We start from the raw sequence: 25,314 nt of genomic DNA, 5'->3' as shown, positions 1-25,314 counted from the left end.
CTCACTCGGTCTTGCGCACGTAGTGCTTGTAGACCGATTCGCCGCCCTCCTCGGTCTCCCGCTGGTCGAGGAGTTCGACGCCGTCGGTCGTGTTCGCCCACCCCTCGATGTCGCTCACGCTCCCGAAGTCGGTCGCGGTCACTTCCAGCACCTCGCCGGCGTCGAGTCCGTCGGTCGCCTGCTTGGACTTGACGACGGGCATCGGGCAGGACTGTCCCTTCACGTCTAGCGTCTCGGTAACGTCGTATGCTTCACTCATGATTACACCAGTGGTTTATCTTGTGTGTACCGAGCAATATTCCGTTCGAGGGTAAAGGTTTGTTGGTTCTTGGGAAGAGTAGGAATTTCTGCCCGCTTCGTTCGCTGGCATAGAGCGGTCTGCGTGATACAGATTCACAATTCAAGGTCTGACGGCACAGTTTCCACCCCATTGCGGTCTGAGAGCCGGGGAACCGCCGATAAGGTATTGTTGGTATTGCGCAATTCTTTGCAAACCCTTATGAAGGAGCGCCCGATTAGGATAACTCGTAATGAGCGAACCAGAGTTTCCGACGCCGGACGCCGACGTCGAACGCATCGACCCCGAAGCGCTGAGAGACCGCATCGAGGGCGGCGAGGAGGTGTTCGTCCTCGACACGCGCGCCCCCGACGACGCAGAGGAGTGGGCCATCGACGGCGAGAACGTCGAGAGCCTCAACGTCCCGTACTTCGAATTCCTCGCCGGCGACCCCGACGAAGCGGTCTTCGAGCGGTTGCCCGACGGCCGCGAGATTACCGTCGTCTGCGCGAAGGGCCACGCCAGCGAGTACGTCGCCGGCGAGCTAATCGAACGAGGCTACGACGCTCGCACCCTCGCGGACGGGATGCAGGGCTGGGCGCGCATCTTCGAGTACACGGAAATCGACGCGGCCACCGACGCCACCGTGGCGCAGTACCAGCGTCCCTCCAGCGGCTGTATGAGCTACCTCGTCGTCTCCGGCGACGAGGCCGCGGTCGTCGACCCCCTGCGGGCGTTCACCGACACCTACCGGCGTGACGCCCGCTCGCTCGGTGCCGACCTGAAGTACGCAATCGACACGCACGTCCACGCCGACCACGTCTCGGGCGTCCGGGCGCTCGCCGACGAGGCCGGTGCCGAGGGCGTCCTCCCGGCGGCCGCCATCGACCGCGGCGTCACCTACGGCGACGAGGTCACGCGGGCCGAGGACGGCGACGCGTTCCGAGTCGGCGACGCGGAAATCGAGGCGGTGTTCACGCCCGGTCACACCTCGGGCATGACCTCCTACCTCGTGGACGACGCCGTCCTCCTGACGGGCGACGGCCTGTTCGCCGAGAGCGTCGCCCGGCCGGACTTGGAGGACGGCGACGAGGGCGCTCCCGACGCGGCCCGCCAACTCTACGAGTCCCTGCAGGAGCGCGTCCTCGCGCTCAACGACGACGTGGTCGTGGGCGGCGCGCACTTCAGCGACGCGGCCGACACCCGCGAGGACGGCACCTACACCGACACTATCGGTAATCTGACGGAGAAGATGGACGCGCTCACGATGGACGAAGACGAGTTCGTCGAACTCGTCCTGTCGGACATGCCTCCGCGCCCCGCCAACTACGAGGAGGTCATCGCGACCAACCTCGGGCGGGAGGAACGGACCGACGAAGAGGCGTTCGAGCTGGAACTCGGGCCGAACAACTGCGCGGCCAGTTCGGACGCGATGACCAGCGACCAAAGATAAGCGAGACACATGGAACCACTCGTAACGTTCGGGGAACTGTTCCCCTACGGAATCTGGCGGTACGCGGTCGGCGGGGCGCTCATCGGACTGGGCACCGCCGCCATCTACCTCGGCACCGCCGTCCCGGCGGGGGCGAGCACGTTCTTCGAGTCCACGCTGTCGTACGTGTCGGACCTGCCGCGGTTCAACCGCGCGAAGTACGTCGCGTCCCGCGACTGGCGGGTCGCGTTCACGCTGAGCATCGTCGCCGGGGCGGCCGTCTACGCCGTCGGCTTCGGCGACTTCGGCTGGACCACTCGGGTCTCTTGGTGGCGGCTCCTCGGCGGGGGCTTCCTCGTCGGCGTCGGCACCCGAATCGGGAAGGGATGCACCTCCGGTCACGGCATCTGCGGCGTCGGATCGGTGGCACCGACCTCGCTGGTCAACGTCGCCACCTTCCTCGGCGTCGCTATCGTGACCGCCCAGATACTGCAATCGCTGGGGGTGTCGCCGTGAGCCGGAACGCGGAGCCCGAGCGGGACCGCCATCCCCTGTTCGTGCCCCTCGTCGTGGCGGGCGGGCTGCTGTTCGGCTTCGGCCTCGGCCTTAGCCGCATGGCCCGGCCGGAGGTCGTGCTGGACTTCCTCCAGTTCGAGGACTTCGGCCTGCTGTTCGTGCTGGGCACCGGCTCGCTCGTCGCGGGGGTCGCGTTCGCGATCGGGGTCAACTTCCTCGACAGCGCGCCCCTGACCGGCCGGAGCTACGCCAGACGCCTCAAATCGTTCGACCGGAACGTCCTCGCGGGCGGGGTCGTCTTCGGCGTCGGCTGGGGTATCTCGGGCATCTGTCCGGGCGCGGCCTACGCCAGCCTCGGTATCGGGAACTACCCGATTCTGCTCGCCATCGCAGGGATGTTCCTCGGCGCGTACGCCCAAGGCATCTGGCGGACGTATCGAAGCGAAAACGACGCCACGGCGGCGGTAAACGCCGACTAACCTCCTCGATGTACTTCACACGTCACGAACTGAAGCTGCTGGAAATAGTATTGTATGATATACCCAATTAAGAGAATAACCATGACGCACGCACAGTCGACCGAACGAACTCGCGGACCCGAAGGGACGTAACCGTGTTCGGGATCGAAACCCTCTCCGGAAACGCGCAGGCCGCGGCCATCGTGGGGGCCGTCATCGGCGAGGCGCTCACACTAAACGCGGTGTACACGGCGCTCGAACGAATCGCCGGCCCGGCGTTGACCGAGGCGGTGACGGGGGCCTGAGCATGGACCCGTTCGGAATCACCGTCTTCGTCGGGTTCGGCCTGCTCATCGGAGTCCTATTCGGATTCTTCGGGATGGGCGGGTCGTTCCTCGTGACGCCCGCGCTGCTGGTGATGGGCTACAGTTCCCAGACGGCGGTCGGGTCCGGCCTCGCGTTCGTCTTCGGGACCTCGTTCATCGCGGCGCTCAAGCACCGCGACCACGGGCAGGTCGATTACAAGCTCGGCGGTATCATGATACTGGGAATGACCGCCGGCATCGAGGTCGGTAAGACCTTCGTGGACGCCCTGAGCGAACTCGGCTTCGCCGACACGGTCGTCAGCGCCGCCTACGTCCTCATGCTCGGTACGGTCGGAATCTTCGTCCTCCGCGACGCGCGCACCGAGGACATCGACGAACGCCACCCGGTCGCCCGGAGGGTTCGGAACTTCGACGCGCCGCCCCGCATCTCGCTGACGGACGGCGGCGACGTGTCGCTGTGGCTGACGATGGCCATCGCGCTGTTCGTCGGCGTGCTGTCGGGCTTCCTCGGAGTCGGCGGAGGGTTCCTGCTGATGCCCGCGATGATGTACGGCCTCGGCGTGCCCGCGGCGGTGGCGGTCGGAACCGACGTGTTTCAGATCACCGTCTCGGGCGGGTTCGGTGCCTTCCGGTACGCCCAAGCCGGTAACGTCGCGCTCCCGGTCGTGGCCTCGCTCCTCGCGGGGAGCACGCTCGGCGCTCGCGTCGGGTCGGCCGCGACCAACGTCGTCGAGGAGGGCGACATCAAGGGCTACTTCGCCGCGATGCTCCTCGGCGGGAGCGTCGCAGTCGCCGCGAAGGAAGTGGGAAGCGCCTACGGTATCGAGGCGCTGAACACGGTGAGTATCGTGCTCGTCTTCGGGTCGGCGCTGCTGGTAGCGGGGGCCGTCGTCTACACGACGGTTTCGGAACTCCGCCGCGAGAGGGCCATCGCCGCGGCGGGCGACTGACGCCCGCCGCCGCCGAGTCAAGAGCCGTAACCCGTAGTCGTGTGCAAATCATGCAAATCCTTTTACGGGCGTAGTTCTTACCGACCACTAAGAAAATGGCAGACTCGATGGCCGAATACCTGCAGAAGGACATGGAATGTGAGGGACTACTCGAGTGCATCCACGGCCTGAAGGAACTCGACCGGGACTGCTTTCAGGTGCTGGTGGAGACCGAAGAGCCGTTGACCATCGACGAAGTGGCCGAACGAGTCGACCGCGAGCGCTCGACCGCCTACCGGGCCATCCAGCGCCTCCTCCAGTCCGGGTTCGTCCAGAAGGAGCAGGTCAACTACGAGCAGGGCGGCTACTACCACGTCTACCGGCCGACCGACCCCGACGAGGTGGCCGACGACATGCAGCGGATGCTCAACGACTGGTACGCCAAGATGGGCCAGTTGCTCCAAGAGTTCCGCGACAAGTACGACCAACAGCCGGTCGCGGCCGAGAACTGACCCGAGACGCGACCGAGTTTCGGTTTCTATTCGACGACTTCGAGGCGTCGCCATCGGTCCGTGCGTAGTGGCCCGACGCTCGGTGGACGCGCTGACCCTATTTCGAATCCCGACACGCCACCGTTAACCCGCCCGGCCACCAACACGCGAGCAATGAACCGAGACGAGGCCATCGAGCGGGTCGAAGCCATCCTCGACACCGTCGAGAACGAGACGATGCCCGTGCCGGTCCGCGAGTTGTGGGTCTACGGCGACGCGGCGCTCGGACTCGACCCGGTCGAGCGACTGGACGTGTACGTCACCAAGGACATCCTCCTGCGGGGCGACGACGGCGACGCCGCCGAGGAGTTCCGGAAGTCCCACGGCGTCGAGGGCGTCGGCAAGACCGTCCGGGCCGAGTGGGCCGAGCAGTTCCCCGAGCACATCCGCGCCAACGACAGCGGTCACGTCGCGCCGGAGAAGTGTCTGGCCGCCCACCTCCTGCCCGACGACGAACCGGTCCACCTCGAAGTCTGCAACTCCAGTTTCGAGGACAACGTGACCCAGCGTCTGCAGGGGGCCATCCAGCGCGAGTCCTACGAGCAGATTCTGGACCCGCGAGGCGTCTGCCTCTGGGCGGAGGGCCAGCGGAGCGACGACGCCCTGCGCAAACTCCGGGAGAGCGAACTCGCCTTCCCGACGCTTCCCGACGCGCTGGAGATGCTCGGCATGGACGAGGAGAAGACCGACGAGGCCGCAGAAGCGGTCGAGTCCTACCGGAAGCGCCAAGAGGGCGCGACGGTCCGCGGCGACGTGGTGTGAGTTCGCTCTCGGTTGAGCGGACGCCGTAGCGCGGCTTGCGAATAGGCTGTGTTAGTGTTCGCGCGGGAGTCCACAGCGCAACCGCCTCGACCGCCCGCGCGGCAGTTCTCAGGTCACGGATGGGGTTGGTCCGGGCCTCACAGTTAAAATCTCGCGACGCGACCCGCGGGTCGCGCCGCGAAGCGTAGCGTGACGCCCGAAGAATATTCTTGAGTTCCTAAGAACGAAGAAGTCGTCTCTTAGAATTATATTTCGTTCTCTACGGTCGAGTCCGGACCAGTCGCCTCACTCCTCGAAGCCGTCCTCTACGGGTCGTCACGCTCCCCGCTTCGGTTCGAGGCCTTCGCTCCGCTCAGGCCTCGCTCTCCTCGAAGCCGTCTTCAAATCTAAACGTGCCGTCGCGCTGGACGATTTCGCCGTCCACTTCGATGTAGGAGTCCTCGCTCATGTCCACTATCATGTCGGTGTGGACCGCGCTCTCGTTGCGCGGTTGGCCCTCGGGCACCGTCTCCGCGATGGCCTTTCCGACGGCCATGTGAACCGTGTCGCCCATCTTCTCGTCGAAGAGCATGTTGTAGGTGAACCGGTCGATGTCGCGGTTCATCCCGATGCCGAGTTCGCCGAGGCGGCGCGCGCCCTCGTCGGTGTCGAGGATGCTGGCGAGCAGGCCGGCGTTCTTCGAGGCGTCGTGGTCCACGACTTCGCCGTCCTCGAATCGGAGGTACGCGTCGTGTATCTCCCGACCGTGGCGCAAGAGCGGTTTGTCGAACAGGACCTCGCCCTCCACCGAGTCGGGGACCGGCGCGGTGAACACCTCGCCGCCGGGGAGGTTCTTCTCGCCGTAGTCGTTGACCGTCTTCATGCCCTCGACGCTCATGCGGAGGTCGGTCGTGTCGCCCGAGACGATGCGGACCTCGTCGGCGGGGTCGAGAATCTCGACCATCTGGCGCTGGTGTTCGCGCTGGGCGTCCCAGTCCTTGTCGACCGCGTCGTAGACGAACTCCTCGTACGCCGCGGTACTCATCTCTGCCTTCTGGGCGTTGCCCGGCGCGGGGAACTGCGTGCCGACCCAGCGTTTGCCCATGCGGGCCTCCTGCAGCGGTTGGAGCGCCCGGCGGAAGGCCGCGAGCGTCTCGGAGGGGACGTCGCTCATCTCGGCGGTGTTCCGGTCGCCTTTGATGAGGACGAACGCGTCGGCCGCCTCCATCATCGCCAGTCGATGCTCGGGCGTCTCGAAGTCGTCGGGGTCGCTGGCCCGGAGGTACGCCTGCGTCGCGCGCTCGCTCTGTAGCGAAATCGAGGGATTTGCGCCCACCTCGCCGACTCGCTCGGCGACGGCGACCGCGAGGTCCTCGGCGACGGGCGGGGCCTGAACGACCACGTCGTCGCTCGGGTCGAGGTCGGTGCAGTGGTCGACGAGAATGTCGGCGTGATTTCGGATTCGCGGGTCCATACGAACACCGACGCCGACCGGACCGATATGTCTTTTCGAGTCGCTCACCCGCCGCCTCGCGGTCTCGCTACCGACGAAACGGCAAGACAGTCTACCGACGAAATAGCAGGACGGACTTACCGACGCACCGTCAGCACGGGCACCGGCGACGTGCGGACGAGTCGCTCGGTGACGCTCCCGAGGAGGATTCGGTCGGTGCCGCCCCTGCCGCGGGTTCCCGCGACGATTAGGTCCACGTCCTCGTCGTCGGCGTAGTCGAGAATCGCTCGATGGACGCGCCCCCGGAGGAGTTCCTCCCGGACGCGCTCGACGCCCGCCTCGTCGGCGGTGGCGGCCACGTCGGCTATCGCGTCCTCGGCGGTCGCCCGGAGTTCGTCGGTGGCGGCCGCCGAGCGCACGTCGAATCCGAGCGACGCGTCGTCCACGACCGAGACGGCGTGGAGGGTGGCGTCTAGGGCCGCCGCGAGGGACGCCGCGCGGTCGGCGGCCGCGTTCGCGGCCTCGCTCCCGTCGGTCGCCGCCAAGACGTTCTCGTAGGGGAACGACGTGCGGGCCTCCTCGTGGGTCCGAATCGTGACGACCGGCACGTCCGAGAGGCGGACGACCTTCTCGGTCACGCTCCCCAGCAGGTACCGCGAGAGACCCGTCCGGCCGTGGGTCGCCATCGCCACGAGGTCCATCTCCCGCGAGTCGGCGTAGTCGGCGATGGCCGTGGCGGGGTCGCCCTGCACGACCTCCGACTCGCACGCGACGCCGCGCTCTCGGAGGTCCTCGGCCGCGGCGTCTACGATGTCGCCGCCTTCGCGCTCCAAGGCGTCCACTACGTCACTCCCGACCACGGTCACGCTGTCGCGGTTCGTGCTGGCGACGAACAGGACGTGAACGGTCGCCTCGAACCGTTCGGCGACGTCGGCGGCGTGTCCGACCGCGGCGTCGGCCCCGTCGCTCCCGTCGACAGGAACCAGAATGTCCTCGAACATGGCGTTCGAACGTCGGCGAGAGAGACCAAAGAGGTTGGCACGGCGGACCGACCTTCAGACCGACCCGACGGTCACGTAGAAGGGGACGACCTCGGCCCGGCGGTACTCGCCCGCGCTCATCTGCTCGACGACGGCCCGGCCCATCTCGCGCCAGTCGGTCCGGAGGTCGTCGTACTCGGCGGCCGAGAGGTCGCCCGCCAGCAGGGTCGCCCGGTCGTCGGCCAGTCCCTCGCCGCTGGCCTTCCGGCGGGCCGCGCGCAGGTCGCGTTCGGCGTAGGGCGGTTCGACCGTCCGGGCGTGGACGTGGCGGCGAGTCGCGGCGTCCGAGAGTCCGGCCGCGGCGAACGCCTCGCGGGTGCCCGACCCGCCCAGCGTCACGTCGGTCTCGACGCCGTCGAGGTAGGCCCGGCGCGCGCGGGCCGCGAGGTCGCTCTCGGTCTCGACGGTGGACTCGACCGCCACCGCGGCGTTGTCGGGTTCGACCGCGGCCACGAGGTCCGAGGAGACCCGTCGGAACTCCCGGACCGCGGCGGCAGGGTCGGGGAGGTTGATGAGCAGGGCCTGACAGACCACGAGGTCGAAGCAGTCGTCGGGGAAGGGCAGGCGGAGGGCGTCGCCGGCGACCGTCTCGACGCCGGCCTGCTCGCGCGCCACCGCGAGGAGGTCGGGGTCGGCGTCCGCCCCGATTACCTCGCCCGGCGTCTCCTCGGCGAGGACGCGGGAGAGTTCGCCCGTGCCGCATCCCGCGTCGAGGACGCGCTCTCTGGAGTCGAGTCGCAGGTCGGCCAGCGCCTCGCGGTCGTCCCACATCCCGCGGCGCGTATCTCGGAGGTAGTCGGCGGAGAACTGTCGCACGGCTGATTCTGGTCGGGTTTGGAGGCGGTCGGTGAAAAGCGGGGCGGTCCCGGCGAGCGAGTCGCCGGGCGAGTCCGCCGGGGGCATTCGGTCTGCGCTTCGCCGGGCGTTCGGTCTACGCTTCGCCGGGCGTTCGGTCTGCGCTTCGCCGGGGAGGTTCGGTCCGAACGCCTCGCCGGAAAAACAAGGATGATACCCCTCGGTGCGCCTACGAACGGACAGTGACATCTCCACGTGCAGATTTCCGTTCGGGCGTTCGCGTCGCCCTCCCGATTCTCCTCGGTATCGTTCCGTTCGGAATGGTGGCGGGCGTGGCCGCGGTCAACGCGGGCATCCCAGCGGTCGAGGCTGTCGCGATGTCGGTCGTCATCTTCGCCGGGGCCTCGCAACTCGCGGCGGCCGAACTCGTCGGCCGGAACGCGCCGGCCGTCGTGGTCGTGTTCACCGTCCTCGTCATCAACCTCCGGATGATGATGTACAGCGCCTCCATCGCGCCGTACTTCCAGCGCGAGTCGGCCCGGTGGAAGGGCGCGCTGGCGTACCTGCTCACCGACCAAGCCTACGCGGTGTCGCTGTTGCGGTTCGAGAACGACGAGGACGTCTCCCGGCGGTGGTACTACCTCGGCGTCGCGAGCGCGCTCTGGGTGACGTGGCAACTCGCCACGGTCGTCGGCATCGTCCTCGGCGCGAGCGTCCCCGACAGTTGGCGACTGGAGTTCGCGGTCCCGCTGGTGTTCCTCGCGGTGCTGGTCCCGGCGGTCACCGACCGCGCGACCGGTATCGCCGCGCTCGTCGGGGGGTCGGTCGGGGTCGCCGCCAACGGACTCCCGTTCAATCTGGGACTGATAACCGCCGCCGTCGTCGGCATCGCGGCCGGACTACTGGCCGAGGAGGTGGCGTAGATGGCGACCGACTACGGGTCGGTGACGCTGTGGCTGGTCATCCTCGCGGCGGGCGTCGGGACCTTCCTCATCCGGTTCTCGTTCATCGGTCTGTTCGGCCTCCTCGACGACGTGCCGGCGGTGGTCGAGCGCGCGCTCCGATTCGTCCCCGCGGCGGTGCTGGCGGCGCTGGTCGCGCCCCAACTTGTCGTCGTAGACGGGTCGGTCGCGCTCTCGTCCGCGAACCCGCGACTGCTGGCGGGCGCGCTCGCGGCGCTGGTGGCGTGGCGGACCGAGGACGTTCTGGCGACGCTCGTCGCCGGGATGGCGAGCCTGTGGCTCCTGACGTTCTTCTTCAGGTAGCGGAGCGACGAGCGCCCTCGCCGGTTCACCGCACGCGTTAACCCCTTCCCGAAGGCTACGCTCCTCGTTCGAGGAGGACGCCCTCACCACGAGACGCCCGCGGCGATGACGTCGAACTCGATCAGGAGGTACGCCGATGCGAAAATAGAGGCGTTGTAGAGGCCGTGAACGGCCATCGCGACGGGGAGCGAATCGGTGGACGCGTACAGCCATCCGAAGGCGAGACCGACGAGGAGGATGACGAAGAGGGTAACCGCGATACCGAGTGCGGACGGCACGACCACCAGCGTCGGCAGATGAATCGCGGCGAAGAGGACGCCCGCGCCGAAGACCGCACCGCGGACAGAGAACGCCCCGGCGAGGTATCGCTGGACGACGCCTCGGAACAACAACTCCTCGGAGGGACCGATTACGAGGACGGAGAGCGGAATCATCGCCAACAGGAGCGACTGCGTATCGACCGACGATTGCAGGATGCTCGGGGGAGCGAGGGGGACGCCCGCCAGTGACGCCACCCCGACGACAGCCGACCGTAGCGCGAACAACGCCGCGGTCGCGCCGAGGACGTACTTCGCGAGCGTTCGGGAATCGGGAACGGAGAGGTCGAGGAAGTCCAGTCCCCGCCCGGTCAACGTCAGAAATCCCGCACCGACGACGGCGAACGCCACCTCGCCGAGAACCGTCACTCCGAGGGTCCGCTCGATACCGGTCAACCAGAAGAGTGCGGGCAGCGTGAAGATGCCGTTCACCACGACGGCGACTACCGTCAGGCCCACGGCAACTAGTCCACGTTTCCATCGCGCTCCGCTCGGAGACTTGGGGTCCGCTGCGACTGCGTCGCTTTGCTCGTGATCCGACAGTTCCATACCTATGACAGGTATGATAAATTACTTAGTAGTTGTCATTCAGCGGCTGGTCTCGTGAGCTGTAACGCTCGAAAACAGGGCGTAGTGGCCTCGTATCCGTACATACTGACATCGCAGTTCCTCGAAGAAACCGCGTTCCGACCGACCGGCGTACGAGGCCGAGCGACCGTTCAGTCCTCGCGCAGTTCCTTCACGCGCTCGATGTTCCACGCGAAGCCCTTGCCGTCCTCGTGGGGCGTTTCGAGGACGAGAGGCACGTCTTCGAGGTCCGGGTGGTTGATGAACGCGCGCATGCCCTCCTCGCCGATGAGTCCCTCGCCGATGTGGGCGTGTTCGTCCTTGTTCGTGCCGCACTCGTGTTTCGAGTCGTTGAGGTGGACGCACTTTAGATGCTCCAGTCCGACCACGTCGTCGAACTCGGCGATGGTGTCGTGGACACCCTCCTCGGTCGAAAGGTCGTAGCCCGCGGCGAAGGCGTGGGCGGTGTCGACGCACACGTCGAGGTCCTGCTCGGAGCGGTCCAGCACCTCGGCGAGATGCTCGAAGTCGCCGCCCAACTTCGTGCCCGACCCGGCGTCGCTCTCGATGAGGACGGTGACGCCCTCCGGAATGTCCAACTCGTCCAGCGCGGACGCGGCGTTGTCGAGGCCGCCGTCGACGCCGGCCCCGGTGTGCGCGCCGAGGTGGACGTTGACGTACGGAATGTCGAGTTTGGCCGCCGCGTCGACCTCCTTCTGCATCGAGTCGACGGACTTCGCGCGGAGGTCCGCCTTCGGCGTGCAGAGGTTCACGAGGTACGACGAGTGAATGACCCACGGTCCCACGTCGTTCTCGGCCGACAGCGTGCGGAACTGCTCGGCCTCGTCGTCGCCGATGTTCGGGTCCTGCCACACCTGCGGGGAGTGAGTGAATATCTGTCCGCAGTTACCGCCGTCCTCTATCTGTTCGTCTACGGCGTTGTAGACGCCGCCAGCGATGGATTCGTGCGCGCCAACTCTCATGTATCCGGGCAGGGATGGAGGGGTGAAAGGCGCTTCGGAACCGACGGCGGAGTTCCGGGGAGTCGGCGATTCGGGGCCCGACCGCGCGGCGTTCTCTCGGGCCACACCCTTATTGGAATCCGGGGCCTACGCCGGGTGTGCCTATCAGCATCGACGCCTTCGAGGAAGGGAGCGAGCGCTACTCCATCGAGGAGCGAATCGTCCAGTTCCTGCACGAACACGACAAGCAGGCGTACAACGTTCGGGAGGTAACCGAGGCAGTGATGGAGACGGGGTGGTCGGAGGCCAACGTGGCCCACGCCGAGGACGGCGACCTCATCGGCTGTATCATCGACGTGGCGACCGTGAGTTCGATTCTGGACCGACTCGTGGACCACGGTGCGCTGGAGCGCAGGATCATCGACACCGGGGACGGCGAGCGGAGTTACTACCGGACGAGAGCGACGTAGCGTCGAGAAATCCCGTTCCGGTGACGCCCGGCGGTGTGGGAGTCCGAGCGGTTGCGACTCACTCCGTCGGGTCTTCGCGGTCCCGAACCCACGCCTCGCTCTCGAACTTCGCTTCCGCGCGCTCCTCGGCGCGCGCCAGTTCGTCGTCGGTCCAACTCCCTTCGTCGGCGTCGGCCCACTCGCGGAGGGCCTCCTCGACTGCTTCGACCGCCTCCTCGCGGGTCAGTCTCGCCTGCCCCGTCTGCTCCGCCATCGTCGTCACGCGCTCGCGGAACTCCTCGGGCGTGGTGTCGGGGTCGGCGAACGTCGAGAGGTGGCGGTCGGCGTCGACGTCGAACTTCAGCGACCCGTGCTGGATGACCGCGTCCTTCCGGCGGTACTGGGCGTTGCCGCTGATTTTCCGACCGTCGCCCGCGACCACGTCGTGGGCCGGGTGGAGTTCTCGGAGATAGCAGGCCGGTTGGTGGATTTCGGGGAGTTTCTCGTCGGTGAACCGCGCGTCGACGCCGAGTCGCTCGAAGGCGTCGAAGACGGGTTCGCAGAGCAGTTCGTAGGTCTCCATCAGGTCGCCCGGCAGTTCGTCGGCGGGCGCGACGATGGAGTAGGAGATGTCGCCGTGGCGGTCGTGGTAGATACCGCCGCCGCCGGTGGGTCTGCGGGTGACGGTGATGCCCTCGCGGTCGCAGTAGTCCCACGCCACGGTGTCGGAGTCCTGCCGGTAGCCCAGCGAGAGCGTGCTGGGGTCCCACTGGTAGACCCGGACGGTCCGAACTCCCTCCTCGGCCGCGGTCGCCGCGGCTATCTCGTCCAAGGCCATGTTGAGGGGGCCGCGTCGGGACTCCTCGCGAATCACTCGCCACTCCCGGTCGGACAGCGCCATGCCCGAGCGTTCGCGCGAGGGCACCAAGTGGATTGCGAACCGGCGTTCGGGTCCCAAGCGGAACCGGGGAACCGAGCAGAAGGGTTAAGTGGTTTAGGGTGGCCTAAACTAGATATGGACCTGACCCGACTCGGCAACAAGCGGTCGAAGCGGACCGAAGCGTGGGCGGCGGTGTGCGCCGGACTGTTCGGCGGCCCGTCCGGCGACGAACGCGACGACGCGCGGTAGCGAGGCGACTCCTCGCGGGGTCGTCACTGCTTCTGGTCCGAGAGTCGAACCGACTCGTCCGGGTCGAGCGGACCCGACCGAGTCGAACGTCGACCGAACCTCAGTTCGACCCGCCGCCACCGCCGCCGTTCGGTTCGTTCAGCGTCACTCCGTTGAACATCTGACGGCTGGTTCCGGCCGCGCCGAACTTCGGAATCTGGGCGTAGTCGTACCAGAACCGCTGGTCGGTCTCGTGGTAGACGTTGAGGAAGACGTTGTCCTGCCAGTTGGCCTCCTCCATCTCGATGTACGCCTGATTCCGGAGTCGCTCGGCCTTGTCGGTCGGCGCGGGGTTGTTCTGGATAGTGGTCCACGCCTGCCTCGCCCGCTGGGACGCCTCGGTTCCCGACCAGTTGACGTACGAGATGGGCGCGCTCTGGGAGGTGTCGGTCAGCGGCGGGTTGAGCAGTTGCAGGAAGTTGTCGGGCGCGGGCCAGTCCATGACCCACCCGAGCGAGTACGCCTGCAGGTTCCCCTCGCGGCCCCGCTGGAGCAGGGTCGAGAACGGCGCTGTCTCGATGGTCATGTCGATGTGCGCGCTGGAGAGTTTGTCCCGCAGGAGTTGGCCCACCTGCGGCCACGTGTTCGACCGCTGGTAGACCGTGAACGTGAAGCTGTACCGGTTGTTCGGGCCGTATCCTGCCTCCTCCATCACCTGCCGGGCCTGCGCGATGTCGGTCTGGCGGTAGCTGTAGGGGTACTCCTCCTGGGCGTGCTTCTGATAGGCGTCGTTACCGCCGGGGTAGATGGCCGGCGGCGTGAAGTGGTAGGCCGGTCTGCCGCGGCCCTTGAACACCTGTTCGACCAGTTGTTCCTTGTTCATCACGTACGCCGCGGCCTTCCTGGCGGCCGTCTCGACCTGATTCGTGTTGAACCCGATGTAGAACGTGTTGATGGTCGGAACCGCGAGGAAGTTCAGCGTCTCGCCGTTCCGAACCGGCCCGTAGGTCCCCACCTTCCGTCCCCGGTTGTCGGTCGTCGTCACGGTGACGTCGTTGGGGTTGTAGAACTGGGTCGGGATGGAGAACGCGTCGGCGTTCTTGTTCATCGCGTAGGTGAACCGAGCGTTCGCGTCGGACATTATCCGCCAGTGAACCCGGTCCACCTCGGCCTTCTTCCCGTAGTAGTTGTCGAACCGCGTTACCGCCGCCTCGGTGTTCGACTCCCACGTCTCGAACTCGAAGGGACCGCACCCGACGGGCGCGCTCGTGGAGAACTCCTGATAGCTGAGTTCGCCGTCGTACCCGTTGATGTCGCCGACGATGCCTTCGGGCACGGCGGCGAACGAGGTGTACGCCAGCATTTCGAGCGTGGCGTGGAACGGTTCCTCCAGTTGTATCCGGAGCGTGCGGTCGTTCTGGGCCGTGACCCCCAGCGTGTCCGGTTGGTAGTTCCCGTCCGCGTCGGTCGAGTGCTTGACGCCGATGGACTGGAGGATGAAGTACGACCGTCGGGAGTTGTCCGACTGCGCGAGTCGCTCGAACGAGTAGACGAAGTCCTGCGCCGTGACCTGGGACCCGTCGTGGAACGTTGCGCCCTCCCGAATCGTGAAGGTGTACGTCGTGAAGTCGTCGGAGACCTCGTAGCTCTTCGCCAGGAGGGGTTGGACCTCGATGTTCCCGTTCGGGTAATTCATCAGAGCGTCGAAGACCTGCTGGATGACCTCACCGGAGGCGGTGTCGGTCGCCTTGATGGGGTCCAGCGTACTCATCGTCGAGTTGATGAGATTGAGCGTTCCGCCGCTCCGCTGGCCCTGCCCTTGCCCGGTCTGCGTCCCCTGTTCACCCCCTTCGGTCGTCGTCTCTTGTGCAGCGCTGGCCCCCACGAATCCGCTCCCGAGTGCGACTGCCGACGCCGCACCTCCGGTCGCTCTCAAGAAGGAGCGACGAGTCGTGTCTTGTTCAGACATAGCACTCTAGTTCAATACGTTCGGCTCTATTTATGTACGTGTCTGTGAGTGTATACGACAGCGTTAGTAAAACCGCCGCTAGGAACGTATTTCGAGTCCGGTTCGGCGAAAATGGCAGTTTCGTCGCCACCGCGATTTAGTATATCAGTACTTAGTTTATTATCTTCGAGACGGGGAGCTAGCGAGTCGCTACGTCATCTGGGACGCGCCGGCCCAGTTCTCGTCTGATACCCGGAGATGGCGTAGGGGTGAGGTCCGATTTCGGTTCCCACTTCGAGAATCATCTCTCGCTTGCGCGGGGCTTTTATCCGCCGGGCGACTACGTGACCGTGATGGTTCAGAACGTCGCGGGCATGCTGACGGAGTTGGAACCCGAGGACTTCCACCTGCTGTCGGGCATCGAGCAGGGGATGCGGTTCTCGGAGTGGGTCGCCCGCGAGAAGATTCCCGAGTTCTCGCGGCTGACCGCCGAGGAGGTCGACTACCGACTCGACCGGTGTCTCGACCGCGAACTCGTCGAGCGCCAGACGATACAGTACGAGGGCTACCGGCTCAAGTTCGAGGGGTACGACGCGCTGGCGCTCCACACCTTCGCGGAGCGCGACAGCGTGGAGGGGTTCGGGTCGCCCCTCGGCGTCGGCAAGGAGAGCGACGTCTACGAGGTCCAGTCGTACAAACCGCTCGCGCTGAAGTACCACCGCGAGGGGTACACCAACTTCCGAGAGGTGATGAAAGAGCGCGATTACACGTCCGACCGCGAACACGTCTCGTGGCTCTACACCGCCCGGAAAGCCGCCGAGCGCGAGTACGAGGCCCTCGAAGCGCTCTACCCCGACGTGACGGTTCCCCGACCGGTGGACCACAACCGTCACGCCATCGTGATGGAGAAGATAGACGGCGTGGAACTCTCCCGGACGAAACTCGAAGACGAGCAGGTGGTCCCGATTCTCGACCTCGTCCTCTCGGAGATGGCCGACGCCTACGCCGAGGGCTACGTCCACGCCGACATGAGCGAGTACAACGTCTTCGTCAACACCGAGGGCATCACCATCTTCGACTGGCCCCAAGCGACGCCGACAGACCACGAGAACGCCGAGGAGTTCCTCCGACGCGACGTGGACAACGTGGTCGGCTACTTCCGACGGAAGTACCCCCAACTCGTCCCCGACGACGTCGACACCGACGCGCTGGCGGACGCTATCGCCGACGGCGACTTCGAGTCGGTGCGCGACTACGCGCCCGACGAGTGACCCCGATTGCCGACCGGGGTCAGATGACCAACGAGACGACGGCCAGCACGAGGAAGGCGATGACCAGCCACTTGGCGATGTCCATCGAGAGTCCCGCGACGCCGCCCGCACCGAGCGCCCCCGCGATTATCGCGAGAACCGCGAAAGCGATGGCGAGTTCGAGAATCGCCATGTTATCGACCACCCGGGACGACGGTCTGTGAATCGGTCGCGCTCGCCTCTTGGATTGCTCCGAACATGGTCGTTCATCGGGCCTCCGGGCGCTTAGTTATCAGGTGGCTAATTTCTCCGGGCGAATCGCGGGTCGAACGGGCGACGTGAAACGGTCTGCAACGGTAGCGATAATCCGAGGTTTCCCCGTCTCAGCGGCCCGAAGCGGTTTCTGGCCCGCGAACGGCCCGAAGTCACTTCCGCCTCACGAAGGTACGGATGCGTAGTCATGCGAAAGGAGCTAACGCTCGCACTCCTCGTGGTGGCGGCGGGGGTCACGACCTTCGCCGCGGTTCCGGCGGCTGCCGCAGGTGCTGACGGCGTCGCGGACGCCGACGGTGCCGCGCGCGCCGACGCGCCGAGAGACCGAGGCGGTGTGTCGTCCGCGCAAGACGGTGCGCCACCGGACCCCGAGACCGACGTACTGGGGTGGGAGAACGGCTACTGGTACAACGAATCGCTCTCCGTGTCTCAGCAAAATGGTCTGAACAAGTCCGAGCGACGGAAGACGGTGTCGCTGGCGATGGCTCGCGTCGAGCGCATCCGGCAGTTGGAGTTCCGGAAGCGCGTGCCGGTCAGCGTGATATCGAGAGAGCGGTTCAGGCAGTCGAGCGGTGGCGGAACCGTCTCGGCCGCGAGCAGGACGTTCGACAACGCGAAGTACGAGGCGATGTTCCTCATCAACGAGTCCGCCGACTCGATCGCCGTGCAGGAGCGCAACTCCGGCAGTTCGATCGGCGGCTTCTACACGCCGACCGAGGACCGAATCGTGGTCATCTCGGACGCGGCGGGGGCGCCGCGGATAGACGAACTCACGCTGGCCCACGAACTCGTTCACGCGCTACAGGACCAGCACTTCGACCTCTCGGAGTTCGAGCGCCCGACGCGAGAACAGCACAACGCCATCGACGGACTGGTCGAGGGCGACGCGAACTACGTCCAGTACCGCTACCAGCAACGGTGCGGCGATAACTGGACCTGTTACGGGACCGAGCAGGGTCGCCCCGGCGGCGGGAGCGGAAGCCTCGCCAACGTGGGCGCGTACCTGCTGAAGTACCAACCGTACAGCGACGGCCCGCCGTTCGTCGCCTCGGTGCGGAACGCGTCGGGATGGGAGGGCGTGAACGCGCTGTACGAGGACCCGCCCGAGAGCACCGAGCAGATAATCCACCCCGAACTGTACGGGGAGGACCGACCGTCCCGGGTCACCGTCCGCGACCGGAGCAACGACGAGTGGGAGAAACTCACCGTGAAGGGGAGCGTCGACTACGCCGAACTCGGCGAGGCGGGGTTGTTCACGACGCTCGTCTACCCCGGAATCGCCTCACAAGGTAACCAGTCGGTGATTCCGCCCGAATCGTTCTTCGGGAGCGCCGCCGAGTCGAACGCGACGACCCTCGACGGCTACAACTACAGTCACCCGTACACCGCGGGGTGGGACGGCGACAAACTCGTCGTCTACACCAACGAGGCGACGCCCGACGGCGAGACGGGGTACGTCTGGAAGTCGGCGTGGGACTCGTCGGCGGACGCTAAAGAGTTCGTTCGAGCCTACCGGGACCTGCTCCGGATTCACGGCGCTGACCGGGTCGAAGGCCGGAACAACGCGTGGGTCATCCCCGAGGGCCGCGAGTTCTCCGACGCCTTCTACGTCGAACGCCGCGGGGACAAGGTCGTAATCGCGAACGCGCCGACGGTCGAACAGCTTTCGGGCGTGTACGGGCCCGCGGCCAACGAATCGTCGTCGTCCGCGCTCGGGCCAATCCGAAGTTCTTAAACCCCGACGACGAGAATTCCCGCGTAACTCGCTGGGAGACGGGCACCAGCGGGCACCTGTGGGCCGGCGGCGATGTCCGTGGCTTCGCGCCGCGCATCGCCCGGCCGCGGGACGGAATGTGGCCTGCGAATCGTCGGGATTCGTTGGCTGAACCACGCAACGCCCGTGGTGATAACCATGGCAAAGAGCTTCTACTCACACATCAAGGACGCGTGGAAGGACCCCGGCGACGGCGATCTCGCCGAGCTCCAGTGGCAGCGAAAGCAGGAATGGCGCGACCAAGGCGCTATCGAGCGCATCGAGCGCCCGACCCGCCTCGACAAGGCCCGCGAACTGGGCTACAAGGCGAAGCAGGGCGTCGTCGTCGCTCGCGTCAGCGTGCGCAAGGGGTCGGCCCGCAAGGAGCGGTTCAAGGCCGGCCGACGCTCGAAGCGGCAGGGTGTCAACCGCATCTACCGACGCAAGAACCTCCAGCGCATCGGCGAGGAGCGCGCCAGTCGGAAGTTCAAGAACCTGCGCGTGCTCAACTCCTACTGGGTCGGCGAAGACGGCAGCCAGAAGTGGTTCGAAGTGATTCTGCTGGACCCCGAGCATCCGGCCATCGAGAACGACGACGACCTCAACTGGATCTGCGACGACTCCCACAAGGGTCGGGCCTTCCGCGGCCTCACCAGCGCGGGCCAGAGCAACCGCGGTCTCCAGCAGCGCGGTAAGGGCACCGAGCACAACCGCCCGAGCAACAACGGCGGTCAGGGTCGCGCGAAGTAGCGCGGATTTTCCGCGAAGTAGCGCGGATACGTCGCACGCTTCGCACCCGCGAAAACGTCACTTTTTATCCGAGGAACCGACCGCACAGCGGAGTCGTTCGACCGCGGATTTAAGCACGCGACCGCCCAACTCCCGGCCATGAGCCTCTCGCTCGACTCGACCCAACTCGACCGCTACTCGCGGCACATCATCATGGACGAGGTGGGTCCCGACGGACAGCAGGCCCTGCTCGACGCCGCCGTGCTGGTAATCGGCGCGGGCGGACTCGGCGCACCGGCCATCCAGTACCTCGCCGCCGCGGGCGTGGGCACCCTCGGCGTCGCCGACGACGACGAGGTGGAGTTGAGCAACCTCCAGCGCCAGATAATCCACGGTAACGACGACGTCGGCCGGCCGAAAGTCGAGTCGGCGGCCGACTTCGTGGCCGACCTGAACCCCGACGTGGACGTTCGAACCCACGAGGTCCGGGTCGAACCCGAGAACGCCGAGGACCTCGTCGCGGACTACGACTTCGTGGTGGACGCGACCGACAACTTCCGGACGCGCTACCTCGTCAACGACGCCTGCACGCTCTCGGGGACGCCGTTCTCCCACGGTGCCATCTACAAGTTCGAGGGGCAGGTCACGACGTTCACCACGGAGGGGCCGTGCTACCGGTGTCTGTTCCCCGAAGCTCCGCCGGAGGGGATGGTCGCCGACTGCGCGAGCACCGGCGTCCTCGGCGTGCTTCCCGGCACGCTCGGCTGTATTCAGGCGACCGAGACGGTGAAGTACCTCCTCGGCGCGGGCGAGGTCCTCGACGGTCGGATGGTGTTCTACGACGCGATGGACATGACCTTCGAGGAGGTCGAGTTCCGAGAGAACCCCGAGTGTCCGGTCTGTGGCGACGACCCCATCGACTCGCTGTCGCGGGTCGAGTACGCCGACGAGTCGTGCCCCGTGAACGCCGACTGACGGCGCGCAGCGACGAGAGCGCCGTCCGGACAGAACGCGTTCGTCGTCGGACTCTTATTCCCGGAACGTGAGAACCACTACCCGCTTATATGCCTTCTCCGGCCGTCTATTCGAGTGTAAGGTGAACGACGATGACCACTAACGACATCAACACCCGAGCGAACGAGTTCGAGAGCACGATCGGCGGCGTCACGGTCCACGGACGGGCACACAGCCTGAGCGCGTGGTTCGTCGTCGCGCTTCGCCTGATGATGGGCTACGCCTTCCTCTACTCGGGGTGGGACAAGCTCACGGCGGCCGAACCGTTCAGCGCCGCGGGCTACCTCACCCACGTCACGGCGGCTAGCCCGCTCTCGGGCCTGTTCCACTGGATGGGCCAGACCCCGTGGTTCGTGGAGTTCGTCAACCTCGCGGTCCCGTGGGGCGAATTCCTCATCGGTCTCGGCCTGCTGGTGGGCGCGCTGACCCGCCTCGCGGCGTTCTTCGGCGCGTTCATGATGCTGATGTTCTACTTCGGCAACTGGGAGGTCGCCCACGGGTTCATCAACGGTGACTTCGCGTACATGCTCGTGTTCCTCGCGGTGGCGGCGTTCGGCGCGGGCCGCATCCTCGGACTCGACGCAGTCATCGAACAGTACGAAATCGACGGCGAGGCGCTGGTCGAGCGCTACCCCAAACTCGGCTACGTCCTCGGCTGAACGCTCTTTTATCGTCGGCCCGGCGCGACCGACGCCCCGTCCGACCGGCGAGAGAGACGAGCGCCGCGCTCACCCGACGTACTCGGCGACGAATATCGAAATCTGTTCCTGCGTCTCGGTCGCCTCGCCGTAGTCCGTCCGATACGTGAACTCGAACCCGTGACTGTCGAGGACGTCGCCGACGTACTCGTCGTCGTACAGCGCGAGGGTCACGTTGTCCACGAAGAAACCCGAGGGCGCGGCCTCCGAGAAGACTATCGAGTTCCATCGGGCCCGGTTTTCGCCCGCGGGTCGCATCTGGACGAGACGCGCGTGGTCGCCCTCGCCGGCGGTCTCCGACTGGAGATACATCGTCCCCTCGTCGGGGACCGTCGCGGTGTCGAAGACGAGGACGCCGCCGTGCGCTATCGCGTCCTCGACCGTCGCTATCGTCGGTTCGAGGTCGCCGTACTCCAGGTAGTTGACGATGTTGAACGGCAGGAGGACGAGGTCGTAGGCGTCGGAGGCGAGTTCGACGTCGGGGAGTTCGCCGACGCGAAACTCCGCGTCGGACCGGGTCCGCGCGGTCTCGACCATCGGTTCGCTCCTGTCGATTCCGGTCACGTCGAACCCGCGCTCCGAGAGGTGCTTCGCGTGACGGCCCGTGCCGCATCCCAGAATCAGGCAGTTCTCGCCCGTCGCTGACCCTCGCTCGGCGAACGTCTCGGCGAAGAACTGGCTCTCGCCGCGGTAATCCTTCGTGCCGTACAGCGCGTCGTACACCTCCGGGTACGATTCGAACAACTGGCTTCCCATCCTTACACAACATCCTCTTCGTTTTGTAATAAATATTGGCTGTGTCGGCCCTCAGGCGCCGGCGGTCCGCGTTTCGGTCGTGTCTCCGAAGCCAGCGGACCGCATTTCGGTCGCGTTGGGCGACGAGTCGGACTCCTATGGAGAAGTCAATCCCCGGAGGAAGTCAGTCCTCGGCGAGGACGGTCACCGCCGACCCGCTCTCGGCGCTCTCGTAGATGGCGTGCAGGGCCTCGATGTCCACGAGACCGTGGCGGCCGTCGGCGTGGAAGTCGCCGCCGGTCCGGACCTGATGGGCGAAGTAGTCGAACTCTTCGAGCATCTGGTCGACCTGTTCGTAATCGACGTTCGCGCGGGTGCCGTCGACTTCGAGCGCGAACTGCCGGTCTTGGCGGTCGAAGAACGCGGGTTCGATGCTGACCTCACCCTCGGTGCCGACGACCCTGAGGTGACTCGACCGGACGGCGTGTTGACTGGCCGAGCAGGCCGCGAGCGTGCCGTCGTCGAACCGGACCTCGAAGGTGGCGGCCTCGTCGGGCACGTCGGAGAACGCCTCGCCCTCCGAGCGAGCGAACGCCGAGACCTCGACGGGGTCGGCGCCGAGGACGAACCGCGCGGTGTTCAGCGGGTAGATGCCCAAGTCCATCACCGACGCGCCGGGGCCCGAGAGGTCGGGGTCGAGTCGCCACTGGTCCGGGTTCGAGAATATCTCCAGCAGGTCTTGGGACATGCTTCCGTGGACGAGTACGGGGTCGCCGATGGCCCCGTCGGCGACGAGTTCGCGCGCCCGGCGGACGACGGGTTCGGTGTGCATGCGGTAGGCGACCATCAGCGGCACCTCGCCCTCGCAGCGCTCGACCATCTGGCGGGCGCGTTCGGGGGTCGCCTCCATCGGTTTCTCGCAGAGGACGGCCTTGCCGAACTCGGCGGCCGACTCCGCGAATTCGAGGTGCTTGGCGTTCGGCGTGGCGACGTAGACGGCGTCGTACTCGTCGGTCGCCTCGCCGTCGTGGAACTCGTCGTAGGTCAGCGCGACATCCGCGTTCGCGGACGCCTCGGCAACGTCCTCGGCCTTGTCGCGGTCGCCGCTGACGACCACGGTAGTCTCGCATCGGTCGCTCTCCTCGGTCGCGGGGATGGCCTCCTCGCGGGTCCACCATCCCAGTCCTATCATGGCGAACCGGACGGGGTCGTGGTCGGTTTCGGTCTCCCAGTCGCGGCGAGCGAACTCCGAGAGGGCGTTCAGGTCCATAGCGGACGGTCGTGGTCCACTCTGACGTAGCTTTCGACACGGGCAAACCGCCGCCGGTAGTCGTCCCGCCCGAACGAGAACCGATTCGCTCGGAGAGCGACCGTCTCCACGCCCGAAAGTAGTTCTCGCCGGGCACTCCGCCGGGAGGCGGTAGGTAATATAAATATATCCCAGAGTGGAAATTTAAGCGAGCCTGAGAAAATGTTATACTATTTCGTCACACGTTCACAGACGGATGCCAAGAATAACCAAGGGAGACGGTGACAGTATCCCCCGGAGGAACGTGCTGAAAGGAATCGGTGCGCTCGGTGCGGCCGCCGCGGGCGCGAAGTTCGCCACGGGCGACGCGGCCGCGGTCGGGTCGGGCGCGGCGTACCAGTACTACCACACCGACTGGGCGACCATCGAGAGCGACCTCTCGACGATTGCCGGTCAGGGCTACGACGCGATACAGGTCCCGCCCGCCCAGTTCAGTCGGGTCTACAAGCACGAACGGGAGTACACGGGCGAGAAGTACGACCCGCCGCTGGGCTACCAGCCAATCGACCTCCTGAACTTCGACAGCGAGTTCGGCACCGAGTCGGAGTACCGGTCGATGGTCGACGAGGCCCACAATCAGGGACTGGACGTCATCGCCGACGCCGTCGTCAACCACATGGCCGCGGGCGGCGACACCTTCGAGCGGAAGGTGACGCTCGACGATATCCCGCAGTTCGGCAGCGACGACTTCCACCCGAAGTGCGACATCGACTACTCCAGCGACTACTCGGTCGAGGGGTGCTGGCTCGTCGGCCTGCGCGACCTGAAACACGAGTCGTCGTACGTCCGGGGCGAGTTGAAGAAGTACGTGGACAAGTACCGCGACGTCGGCGTGGACGGTATCCGTTGGGACGCCGCCAAACACGTCCCCGAGTCGTTCTTCGCCGACTACGCCAACCACTGGGCGAGCGACGTCTACACCGTCGGCGAGGTCATCCCCGAATCGTACGACGGCAAGTCGAAACTGGACTACCTGCAGGGGTACGCCGACACCGGAATGTCCGTCACCGACTACAAACTCTACCACGTGATGAAAAACGAGGTGTTCTACGGACCCGGCGGCGACATGAGCAAGTTGGCCGGGGCCGGGTTCGTCAACCGCGACCCGTACAGCGCGCTGACCTTCGCGGGCAACCACGACAGTCCCGACCCGGCCCAGTCGCTGCTGGCGCACGCGTTCATTCTCACCTACGAGGGGTATCCCCGCGTCTACAGCGAGGACTACGGCGTCGGCGACGACGCCATCGGGAACCTGCTCTGGATTCGGAACAACCTCGCCGGCGGCGCGGCCTACGACCGCGTCACCGACTCGAACGTGTACGTCTTCGAGCGGTACAACAACGTCCTCGTCGGCATCAACAACTCGACGAGTTGGCAGACGCGCTCGGCCTACACCAGTTGGCGGAACAGGGACCTCAACGACTACACCGGTGACCAGAACAGTCGCGCCGACGGGAACGGCTACGCCGAAGTCTCAATCCCGCCGGAGGGCTACGTTGCGCTCGCACCGTAGTCGGACGTCGTGGTCGAACGCCACCGGCGTCCTCCGGAGAGCGACCCTCTATCGAATACGCTATTGGCCTCCCGCGCCGAGGCGACTCCGAGAACCATGCCAGACAACACGTACGACGTGGTCGTCGTGGGCGGCGGTGTCGCCGGCCGGTCGGCGGGCATCTACACGGCGCGGAACGGCCTCGAAACGCTAATTCTCGACGCTGGCGGCTCCATCCTCCGGCGGAACGCTCGACTGGAGAACTACCCGGGGTTCCCGGCGGGAGTGGACGCCCGCCTCCTGCTCGACGCGATGGCCGACCAGGCCGAGCGCGCCGGGTGCGAGTTCCGGGAAGCCGAGGTGACGCGCGTGAGCAGGGCCGACGACGGTGGAACGGCCGCGAGCGACGATCGCTTCCGAATCGAGACCGGAGACGGCGACGAGTATCGGTCGCGGTACGTCGTCGCGGCGACGAAGAACGCGACCGACTACCTCGACTCGCTCGACGCGCTGGAACTGGTCGAGCGGGGCAAGACGTTCGTCTCGACCGACGAGCGCGGCCGGAGCAGCGTCGAAGGGCTGTACGCCGCCGGGCGACTCGCGGGCAAGCCCCATCAGGCAATCGTGGCCGCCGGCCACGGGGCCGAAGTCGGGGTGACGCTCCTCGAAGACGACGACCGGCCGTTCTACCACGATTGGGTCGCTCCCGAGCGGTACTTCACCGGCCGCGGCCGGGACGTGCCGCCGGGGTGCGAGGAGATAGGCGACGACGAGCGCGAGCGCCGCGAGGCCGAGTCGTTGGACGCGATGGGCGAGTACTTCGACGAACCGCGCGACGACGAACCGGAGATGCACCCGAGCGTGGCCGACGACGAGTAACGGCCGAATCGGCACGGTTCGGAGCAGACGGCTCCCGTCCGGGACCGC

At 66.2% G+C, this 25,314-nt stretch carries 28 protein-coding genes; 17 read left to right on the top strand and 11 right to left on the bottom strand.

The window, feature by feature from the left end; genetic code table 11:
- Window position 1 precedes the first annotated feature (1 nt).
- On the bottom strand, window positions 2-259 hold the full coding sequence (locus M0R89_RS09805; protein WP_248648903.1) for a sulfurtransferase TusA family protein: 258 nt from the start codon (window positions 257-259) through the stop codon (window positions 2-4).
- Between the two features lie 271 nt (window positions 260-530).
- Between M0R89_RS09805 and M0R89_RS09800 the strand changes: the two genes are divergently transcribed.
- The 7 genes from M0R89_RS09800 to M0R89_RS09770 all read left to right on the top strand — a co-directional run bounded on the left by M0R89_RS09800 (window position 531) and on the right by M0R89_RS09770 (window position 5,251).
- On the top strand, window positions 531-1,730 hold the full coding sequence (locus M0R89_RS09800; RefSeq protein ID WP_248648902.1) for an MBL fold metallo-hydrolase: 1,200 nt from the start codon (window positions 531-533) through the stop codon (window positions 1,728-1,730).
- Between the two features lie 9 nt (window positions 1,731-1,739).
- Window positions 1,740-2,225 carry a YeeE/YedE family protein gene (locus M0R89_RS09795; RefSeq protein ID WP_248648901.1) on the top strand — a complete coding sequence of 162 codons (486 nt, stop codon included), beginning with the start codon at window positions 1,740-1,742 and terminating at the stop codon, window positions 2,223-2,225.
- Window positions 2,222-2,704, top strand: a complete 483-nt coding sequence (locus M0R89_RS09790) for a DUF6691 family protein (protein WP_248648900.1) — start codon at window positions 2,222-2,224, stop codon at window positions 2,702-2,704. Before M0R89_RS09795 ends, M0R89_RS09790 begins: the two co-directional genes overlap by 4 nt.
- 134 nt (window positions 2,705-2,838) lie before the next feature.
- Window positions 2,839-2,988, top strand: coding sequence for a DUF7512 family protein (locus M0R89_RS09785; protein WP_248648899.1), 150 nt, complete (start codon window positions 2,839-2,841; stop codon window positions 2,986-2,988).
- Window positions 2,989-2,990: 2 nt separating this feature from the next.
- Window positions 2,991-3,959: a sulfite exporter TauE/SafE family protein gene (locus M0R89_RS09780; RefSeq protein ID WP_248648898.1), complete on the top strand. Its 969-nt coding sequence runs from the start codon at window positions 2,991-2,993 to the stop codon at window positions 3,957-3,959.
- 95 nt (window positions 3,960-4,054) lie between these two features.
- Window positions 4,055-4,450, top strand: a complete 396-nt coding sequence (locus tag M0R89_RS09775) for a helix-turn-helix domain-containing protein (RefSeq protein WP_248648897.1) — start codon at window positions 4,055-4,057, stop codon at window positions 4,448-4,450.
- Between the two features lie 153 nt (window positions 4,451-4,603).
- Window positions 4,604-5,251 carry a DUF7095 family protein gene (locus M0R89_RS09770; protein WP_248648896.1) on the top strand — a complete coding sequence of 216 codons (648 nt, stop codon included), beginning with the start codon at window positions 4,604-4,606 and terminating at the stop codon, window positions 5,249-5,251.
- Between the two features lie 352 nt (window positions 5,252-5,603).
- Here M0R89_RS09770 and M0R89_RS09765 read toward each other — a convergent pair whose 3' ends face one another.
- From M0R89_RS09765 to M0R89_RS09755, 3 genes are all read right to left on the bottom strand, one after another.
- On the bottom strand, window positions 5,604-6,704 hold the full coding sequence (locus M0R89_RS09765) for an aminopeptidase (RefSeq protein WP_248648895.1): 1,101 nt from the start codon (window positions 6,702-6,704) through the stop codon (window positions 5,604-5,606).
- Between the two features lie 116 nt (window positions 6,705-6,820).
- Window positions 6,821-7,684, bottom strand: coding sequence for a universal stress protein (locus M0R89_RS09760; protein WP_248648894.1), 864 nt, complete (start codon window positions 7,682-7,684; stop codon window positions 6,821-6,823).
- 54 nt (window positions 7,685-7,738) lie between these two features.
- On the bottom strand, window positions 7,739-8,539 hold the full coding sequence (locus M0R89_RS09755) for a class I SAM-dependent methyltransferase (protein ID WP_248648893.1): 801 nt from the start codon (window positions 8,537-8,539) through the stop codon (window positions 7,739-7,741).
- Between the two features lie 221 nt (window positions 8,540-8,760).
- Here M0R89_RS09755 and M0R89_RS09750 point away from each other — a divergent pair, with 221 nt between their 5' ends.
- Window positions 8,761-9,441, top strand: coding sequence for an AzlC family ABC transporter permease (locus M0R89_RS09750; protein ID WP_248648892.1), 681 nt, complete (start codon window positions 8,761-8,763; stop codon window positions 9,439-9,441).
- Window positions 9,442-9,783 carry an AzlD domain-containing protein gene (locus M0R89_RS09745; RefSeq protein WP_248648891.1) on the top strand — a complete coding sequence of 114 codons (342 nt, stop codon included), beginning with the start codon at window positions 9,442-9,444 and terminating at the stop codon, window positions 9,781-9,783. It abuts the gene before it with no gap.
- Window positions 9,784-9,866: 83 nt separating this feature from the next.
- On the opposite strand, the gene M0R89_RS09740 is transcribed toward M0R89_RS09745, so the two are convergent.
- Together M0R89_RS09740 and M0R89_RS09735 are read right to left on the bottom strand one after the other, a co-directional pair.
- Entirely contained in the window at window positions 9,867-10,559 is a 693-nt protein-coding gene (locus tag M0R89_RS09740; RefSeq protein WP_248648890.1) for a CPBP family intramembrane glutamic endopeptidase, read from the bottom strand.
- 260 nt (window positions 10,560-10,819) lie between these two features.
- Window positions 10,820-11,650: a deoxyribonuclease IV gene (locus M0R89_RS09735; RefSeq protein WP_248648889.1), complete on the bottom strand. Its 831-nt coding sequence runs from the start codon at window positions 11,648-11,650 to the stop codon at window positions 10,820-10,822.
- Window positions 11,651-11,787: 137 nt separating this feature from the next.
- Here M0R89_RS09735 and M0R89_RS09730 point away from each other — a divergent pair, with 137 nt between their 5' ends.
- The gene (locus tag M0R89_RS09730) at window positions 11,788-12,099 is read left to right on the top strand and encodes a hypothetical protein (RefSeq protein ID WP_248648888.1); all 312 of its coding nucleotides are present in this window, start codon (window positions 11,788-11,790) and stop codon (window positions 12,097-12,099) included.
- Window positions 12,100-12,157: 58 nt separating this feature from the next.
- Here the strand turns inward: M0R89_RS09730 and M0R89_RS09725 are convergent, their stop codons facing one another.
- Entirely contained in the window at window positions 12,158-12,979 is an 822-nt protein-coding gene (locus M0R89_RS09725) for a lipoate--protein ligase family protein (RefSeq protein WP_248648887.1), read from the bottom strand.
- Window positions 12,980-13,307: 328 nt separating this feature from the next.
- Window positions 13,308-15,155, bottom strand: a complete 1,848-nt coding sequence (locus tag M0R89_RS09720; RefSeq protein ID WP_248648886.1) for an ABC transporter substrate-binding protein — start codon at window positions 15,153-15,155, stop codon at window positions 13,308-13,310.
- Between the two features lie 332 nt (window positions 15,156-15,487).
- On the opposite strand from M0R89_RS09720, the gene M0R89_RS09715 reads away from it, so the two are divergent.
- Window positions 15,488-16,405 carry a serine/threonine-protein kinase RIO2 gene (locus tag M0R89_RS09715; protein WP_248648885.1) on the top strand — a complete coding sequence of 306 codons (918 nt, stop codon included), beginning with the start codon at window positions 15,488-15,490 and terminating at the stop codon, window positions 16,403-16,405.
- 19 nt (window positions 16,406-16,424) lie between these two features.
- Here the strand turns inward: M0R89_RS09715 and M0R89_RS09710 are convergent, their stop codons facing one another.
- Entirely contained in the window at window positions 16,425-16,571 is a 147-nt protein-coding gene (locus M0R89_RS09710) for a DUF1328 family protein (protein WP_368408868.1), read from the bottom strand.
- A 273-nt stretch (window positions 16,572-16,844) separates the two neighbouring features.
- Between M0R89_RS09710 and M0R89_RS09705 the strand changes: the two genes are divergently transcribed.
- From M0R89_RS09705 to M0R89_RS09690, 4 genes are all read left to right on the top strand, one after another.
- Complete coding sequence (locus M0R89_RS09705; protein ID WP_248648883.1) at window positions 16,845-18,392, top strand: Hvo_1808 family surface protein; 1,548 nt, start codon at window positions 16,845-16,847, stop codon at window positions 18,390-18,392.
- 177 nt (window positions 18,393-18,569) lie between these two features.
- Complete coding sequence (locus tag M0R89_RS09700; protein WP_248648882.1) at window positions 18,570-19,160, top strand: 50S ribosomal protein L15e; 591 nt, start codon at window positions 18,570-18,572, stop codon at window positions 19,158-19,160.
- A gap of 138 nt (window positions 19,161-19,298) precedes the next feature.
- Entirely contained in the window at window positions 19,299-20,114 is an 816-nt protein-coding gene (gene ubaA, locus M0R89_RS09695; protein ID WP_248648881.1) for an SAMP-activating enzyme E1, read from the top strand.
- Between the two features lie 131 nt (window positions 20,115-20,245).
- On the top strand, window positions 20,246-20,812 hold the full coding sequence (locus M0R89_RS09690; RefSeq protein WP_248648880.1) for a DoxX family protein: 567 nt from the start codon (window positions 20,246-20,248) through the stop codon (window positions 20,810-20,812).
- Window positions 20,813-20,881: 69 nt separating this feature from the next.
- On the opposite strand, the gene M0R89_RS09685 is transcribed toward M0R89_RS09690, so the two are convergent.
- Together M0R89_RS09685 and gfo6 are read right to left on the bottom strand one after the other, a co-directional pair.
- Entirely contained in the window at window positions 20,882-21,607 is a 726-nt protein-coding gene (locus M0R89_RS09685) for a class I SAM-dependent DNA methyltransferase (protein WP_248648879.1), read from the bottom strand.
- 163 nt (window positions 21,608-21,770) lie between these two features.
- On the bottom strand, window positions 21,771-22,856 hold the full coding sequence (gfo6, locus tag M0R89_RS09680) for a D-xylose 1-dehydrogenase Gfo6 (protein ID WP_248648878.1): 1,086 nt from the start codon (window positions 22,854-22,856) through the stop codon (window positions 21,771-21,773).
- Window positions 22,857-23,091: 235 nt separating this feature from the next.
- Here gfo6 and M0R89_RS09675 point away from each other — a divergent pair, with 235 nt between their 5' ends.
- Both M0R89_RS09675 and M0R89_RS09670 read left to right on the top strand, forming a co-directional pair.
- Window positions 23,092-24,408 (top strand): alpha-amylase domain-containing protein, encoded by a 1,317-nt coding sequence (locus M0R89_RS09675; RefSeq protein WP_248648877.1) that lies wholly within the window; start codon window positions 23,092-23,094, stop codon window positions 24,406-24,408.
- 96 nt (window positions 24,409-24,504) lie between these two features.
- Window positions 24,505-25,266 carry an FAD-dependent oxidoreductase gene (locus M0R89_RS09670; RefSeq protein WP_248648876.1) on the top strand — a complete coding sequence of 254 codons (762 nt, stop codon included), beginning with the start codon at window positions 24,505-24,507 and terminating at the stop codon, window positions 25,264-25,266.
- Window positions 25,267-25,314: the final 48 nt, after the last annotated feature.

The organism is Halorussus limi (assembly GCF_023238205.1).
Lineage (GTDB): Archaea > Halobacteriota > Halobacteria > Halobacteriales > Haladaptataceae > Halorussus > Halorussus limi.
The sequence above is the reverse complement of the archived record's forward strand: the minus strand, read 5'-3'. Positions and strand labels throughout refer to the sequence as shown.

What these genes read in the sequence shown, in the direction of transcription:
- M0R89_RS09720 (WP_248648886.1), bottom strand. Translation starts at nt 15,155, where the DNA reads ATGTCTGAACAAGACACGACTCGTCGCTCCTTCTTGAGAGCGACCGGA.
- M0R89_RS09805 (WP_248648903.1), bottom strand. Translation starts at nt 259, where the DNA reads ATGAGTGAAGCATACGACGTTACCGAGACGCTAGACGTGAAGGGACAG.
- M0R89_RS09715 (WP_248648885.1), top strand. Translation starts at nt 15,488, where the DNA reads ATGGTTCAGAACGTCGCGGGCATGCTGACGGAGTTGGAACCCGAGGAC.
- M0R89_RS09745 (WP_248648891.1), top strand. Translation starts at nt 9,442, where the DNA reads ATGGCGACCGACTACGGGTCGGTGACGCTGTGGCTGGTCATCCTCGCG.
- M0R89_RS09690 (WP_248648880.1), top strand. Translation starts at nt 20,246, where the DNA reads ATGACCACTAACGACATCAACACCCGAGCGAACGAGTTCGAGAGCACG.
- M0R89_RS09685 (WP_248648879.1), bottom strand. Translation starts at nt 21,607, where the DNA reads ATGGGAAGCCAGTTGTTCGAATCGTACCCGGAGGTGTACGACGCGCTG.
- M0R89_RS09770 (WP_248648896.1), top strand. Translation starts at nt 4,604, where the DNA reads ATGAACCGAGACGAGGCCATCGAGCGGGTCGAAGCCATCCTCGACACC.
- M0R89_RS09765 (WP_248648895.1), bottom strand. Translation starts at nt 6,704, where the DNA reads ATGGACCCGCGAATCCGAAATCACGCCGACATTCTCGTCGACCACTGC.
- M0R89_RS09670 (WP_248648876.1), top strand. Translation starts at nt 24,505, where the DNA reads ATGCCAGACAACACGTACGACGTGGTCGTCGTGGGCGGCGGTGTCGCC.
- M0R89_RS09780 (WP_248648898.1), top strand. Translation starts at nt 2,991, where the DNA reads ATGGACCCGTTCGGAATCACCGTCTTCGTCGGGTTCGGCCTGCTCATC.
- M0R89_RS09725 (WP_248648887.1), bottom strand. Translation starts at nt 12,979, where the DNA reads ATGGCGCTGTCCGACCGGGAGTGGCGAGTGATTCGCGAGGAGTCCCGA.
- M0R89_RS09700 (WP_248648882.1), top strand. Translation starts at nt 18,570, where the DNA reads ATGGCAAAGAGCTTCTACTCACACATCAAGGACGCGTGGAAGGACCCC.
- M0R89_RS09705 (WP_248648883.1), top strand. Translation starts at nt 16,845, where the DNA reads ATGCGAAAGGAGCTAACGCTCGCACTCCTCGTGGTGGCGGCGGGGGTC.
- gfo6 (WP_248648878.1), bottom strand. Translation starts at nt 22,856, where the DNA reads ATGGACCTGAACGCCCTCTCGGAGTTCGCTCGCCGCGACTGGGAGACC.
- M0R89_RS09775 (WP_248648897.1), top strand. Translation starts at nt 4,055, where the DNA reads ATGGCAGACTCGATGGCCGAATACCTGCAGAAGGACATGGAATGTGAG.
- M0R89_RS09675 (WP_248648877.1), top strand. Translation starts at nt 23,092, where the DNA reads ATGCCAAGAATAACCAAGGGAGACGGTGACAGTATCCCCCGGAGGAAC.
- M0R89_RS09795 (WP_248648901.1), top strand. Translation starts at nt 1,740, where the DNA reads ATGGAACCACTCGTAACGTTCGGGGAACTGTTCCCCTACGGAATCTGG.
- M0R89_RS09735 (WP_248648889.1), bottom strand. Translation starts at nt 11,650, where the DNA reads ATGAGAGTTGGCGCGCACGAATCCATCGCTGGCGGCGTCTACAACGCC.
- M0R89_RS09760 (WP_248648894.1), bottom strand. Translation starts at nt 7,684, where the DNA reads ATGTTCGAGGACATTCTGGTTCCTGTCGACGGGAGCGACGGGGCCGAC.
- M0R89_RS09800 (WP_248648902.1), top strand. Translation starts at nt 531, where the DNA reads ATGAGCGAACCAGAGTTTCCGACGCCGGACGCCGACGTCGAACGCATC.
- ubaA (WP_248648881.1), top strand. Translation starts at nt 19,299, where the DNA reads ATGAGCCTCTCGCTCGACTCGACCCAACTCGACCGCTACTCGCGGCAC.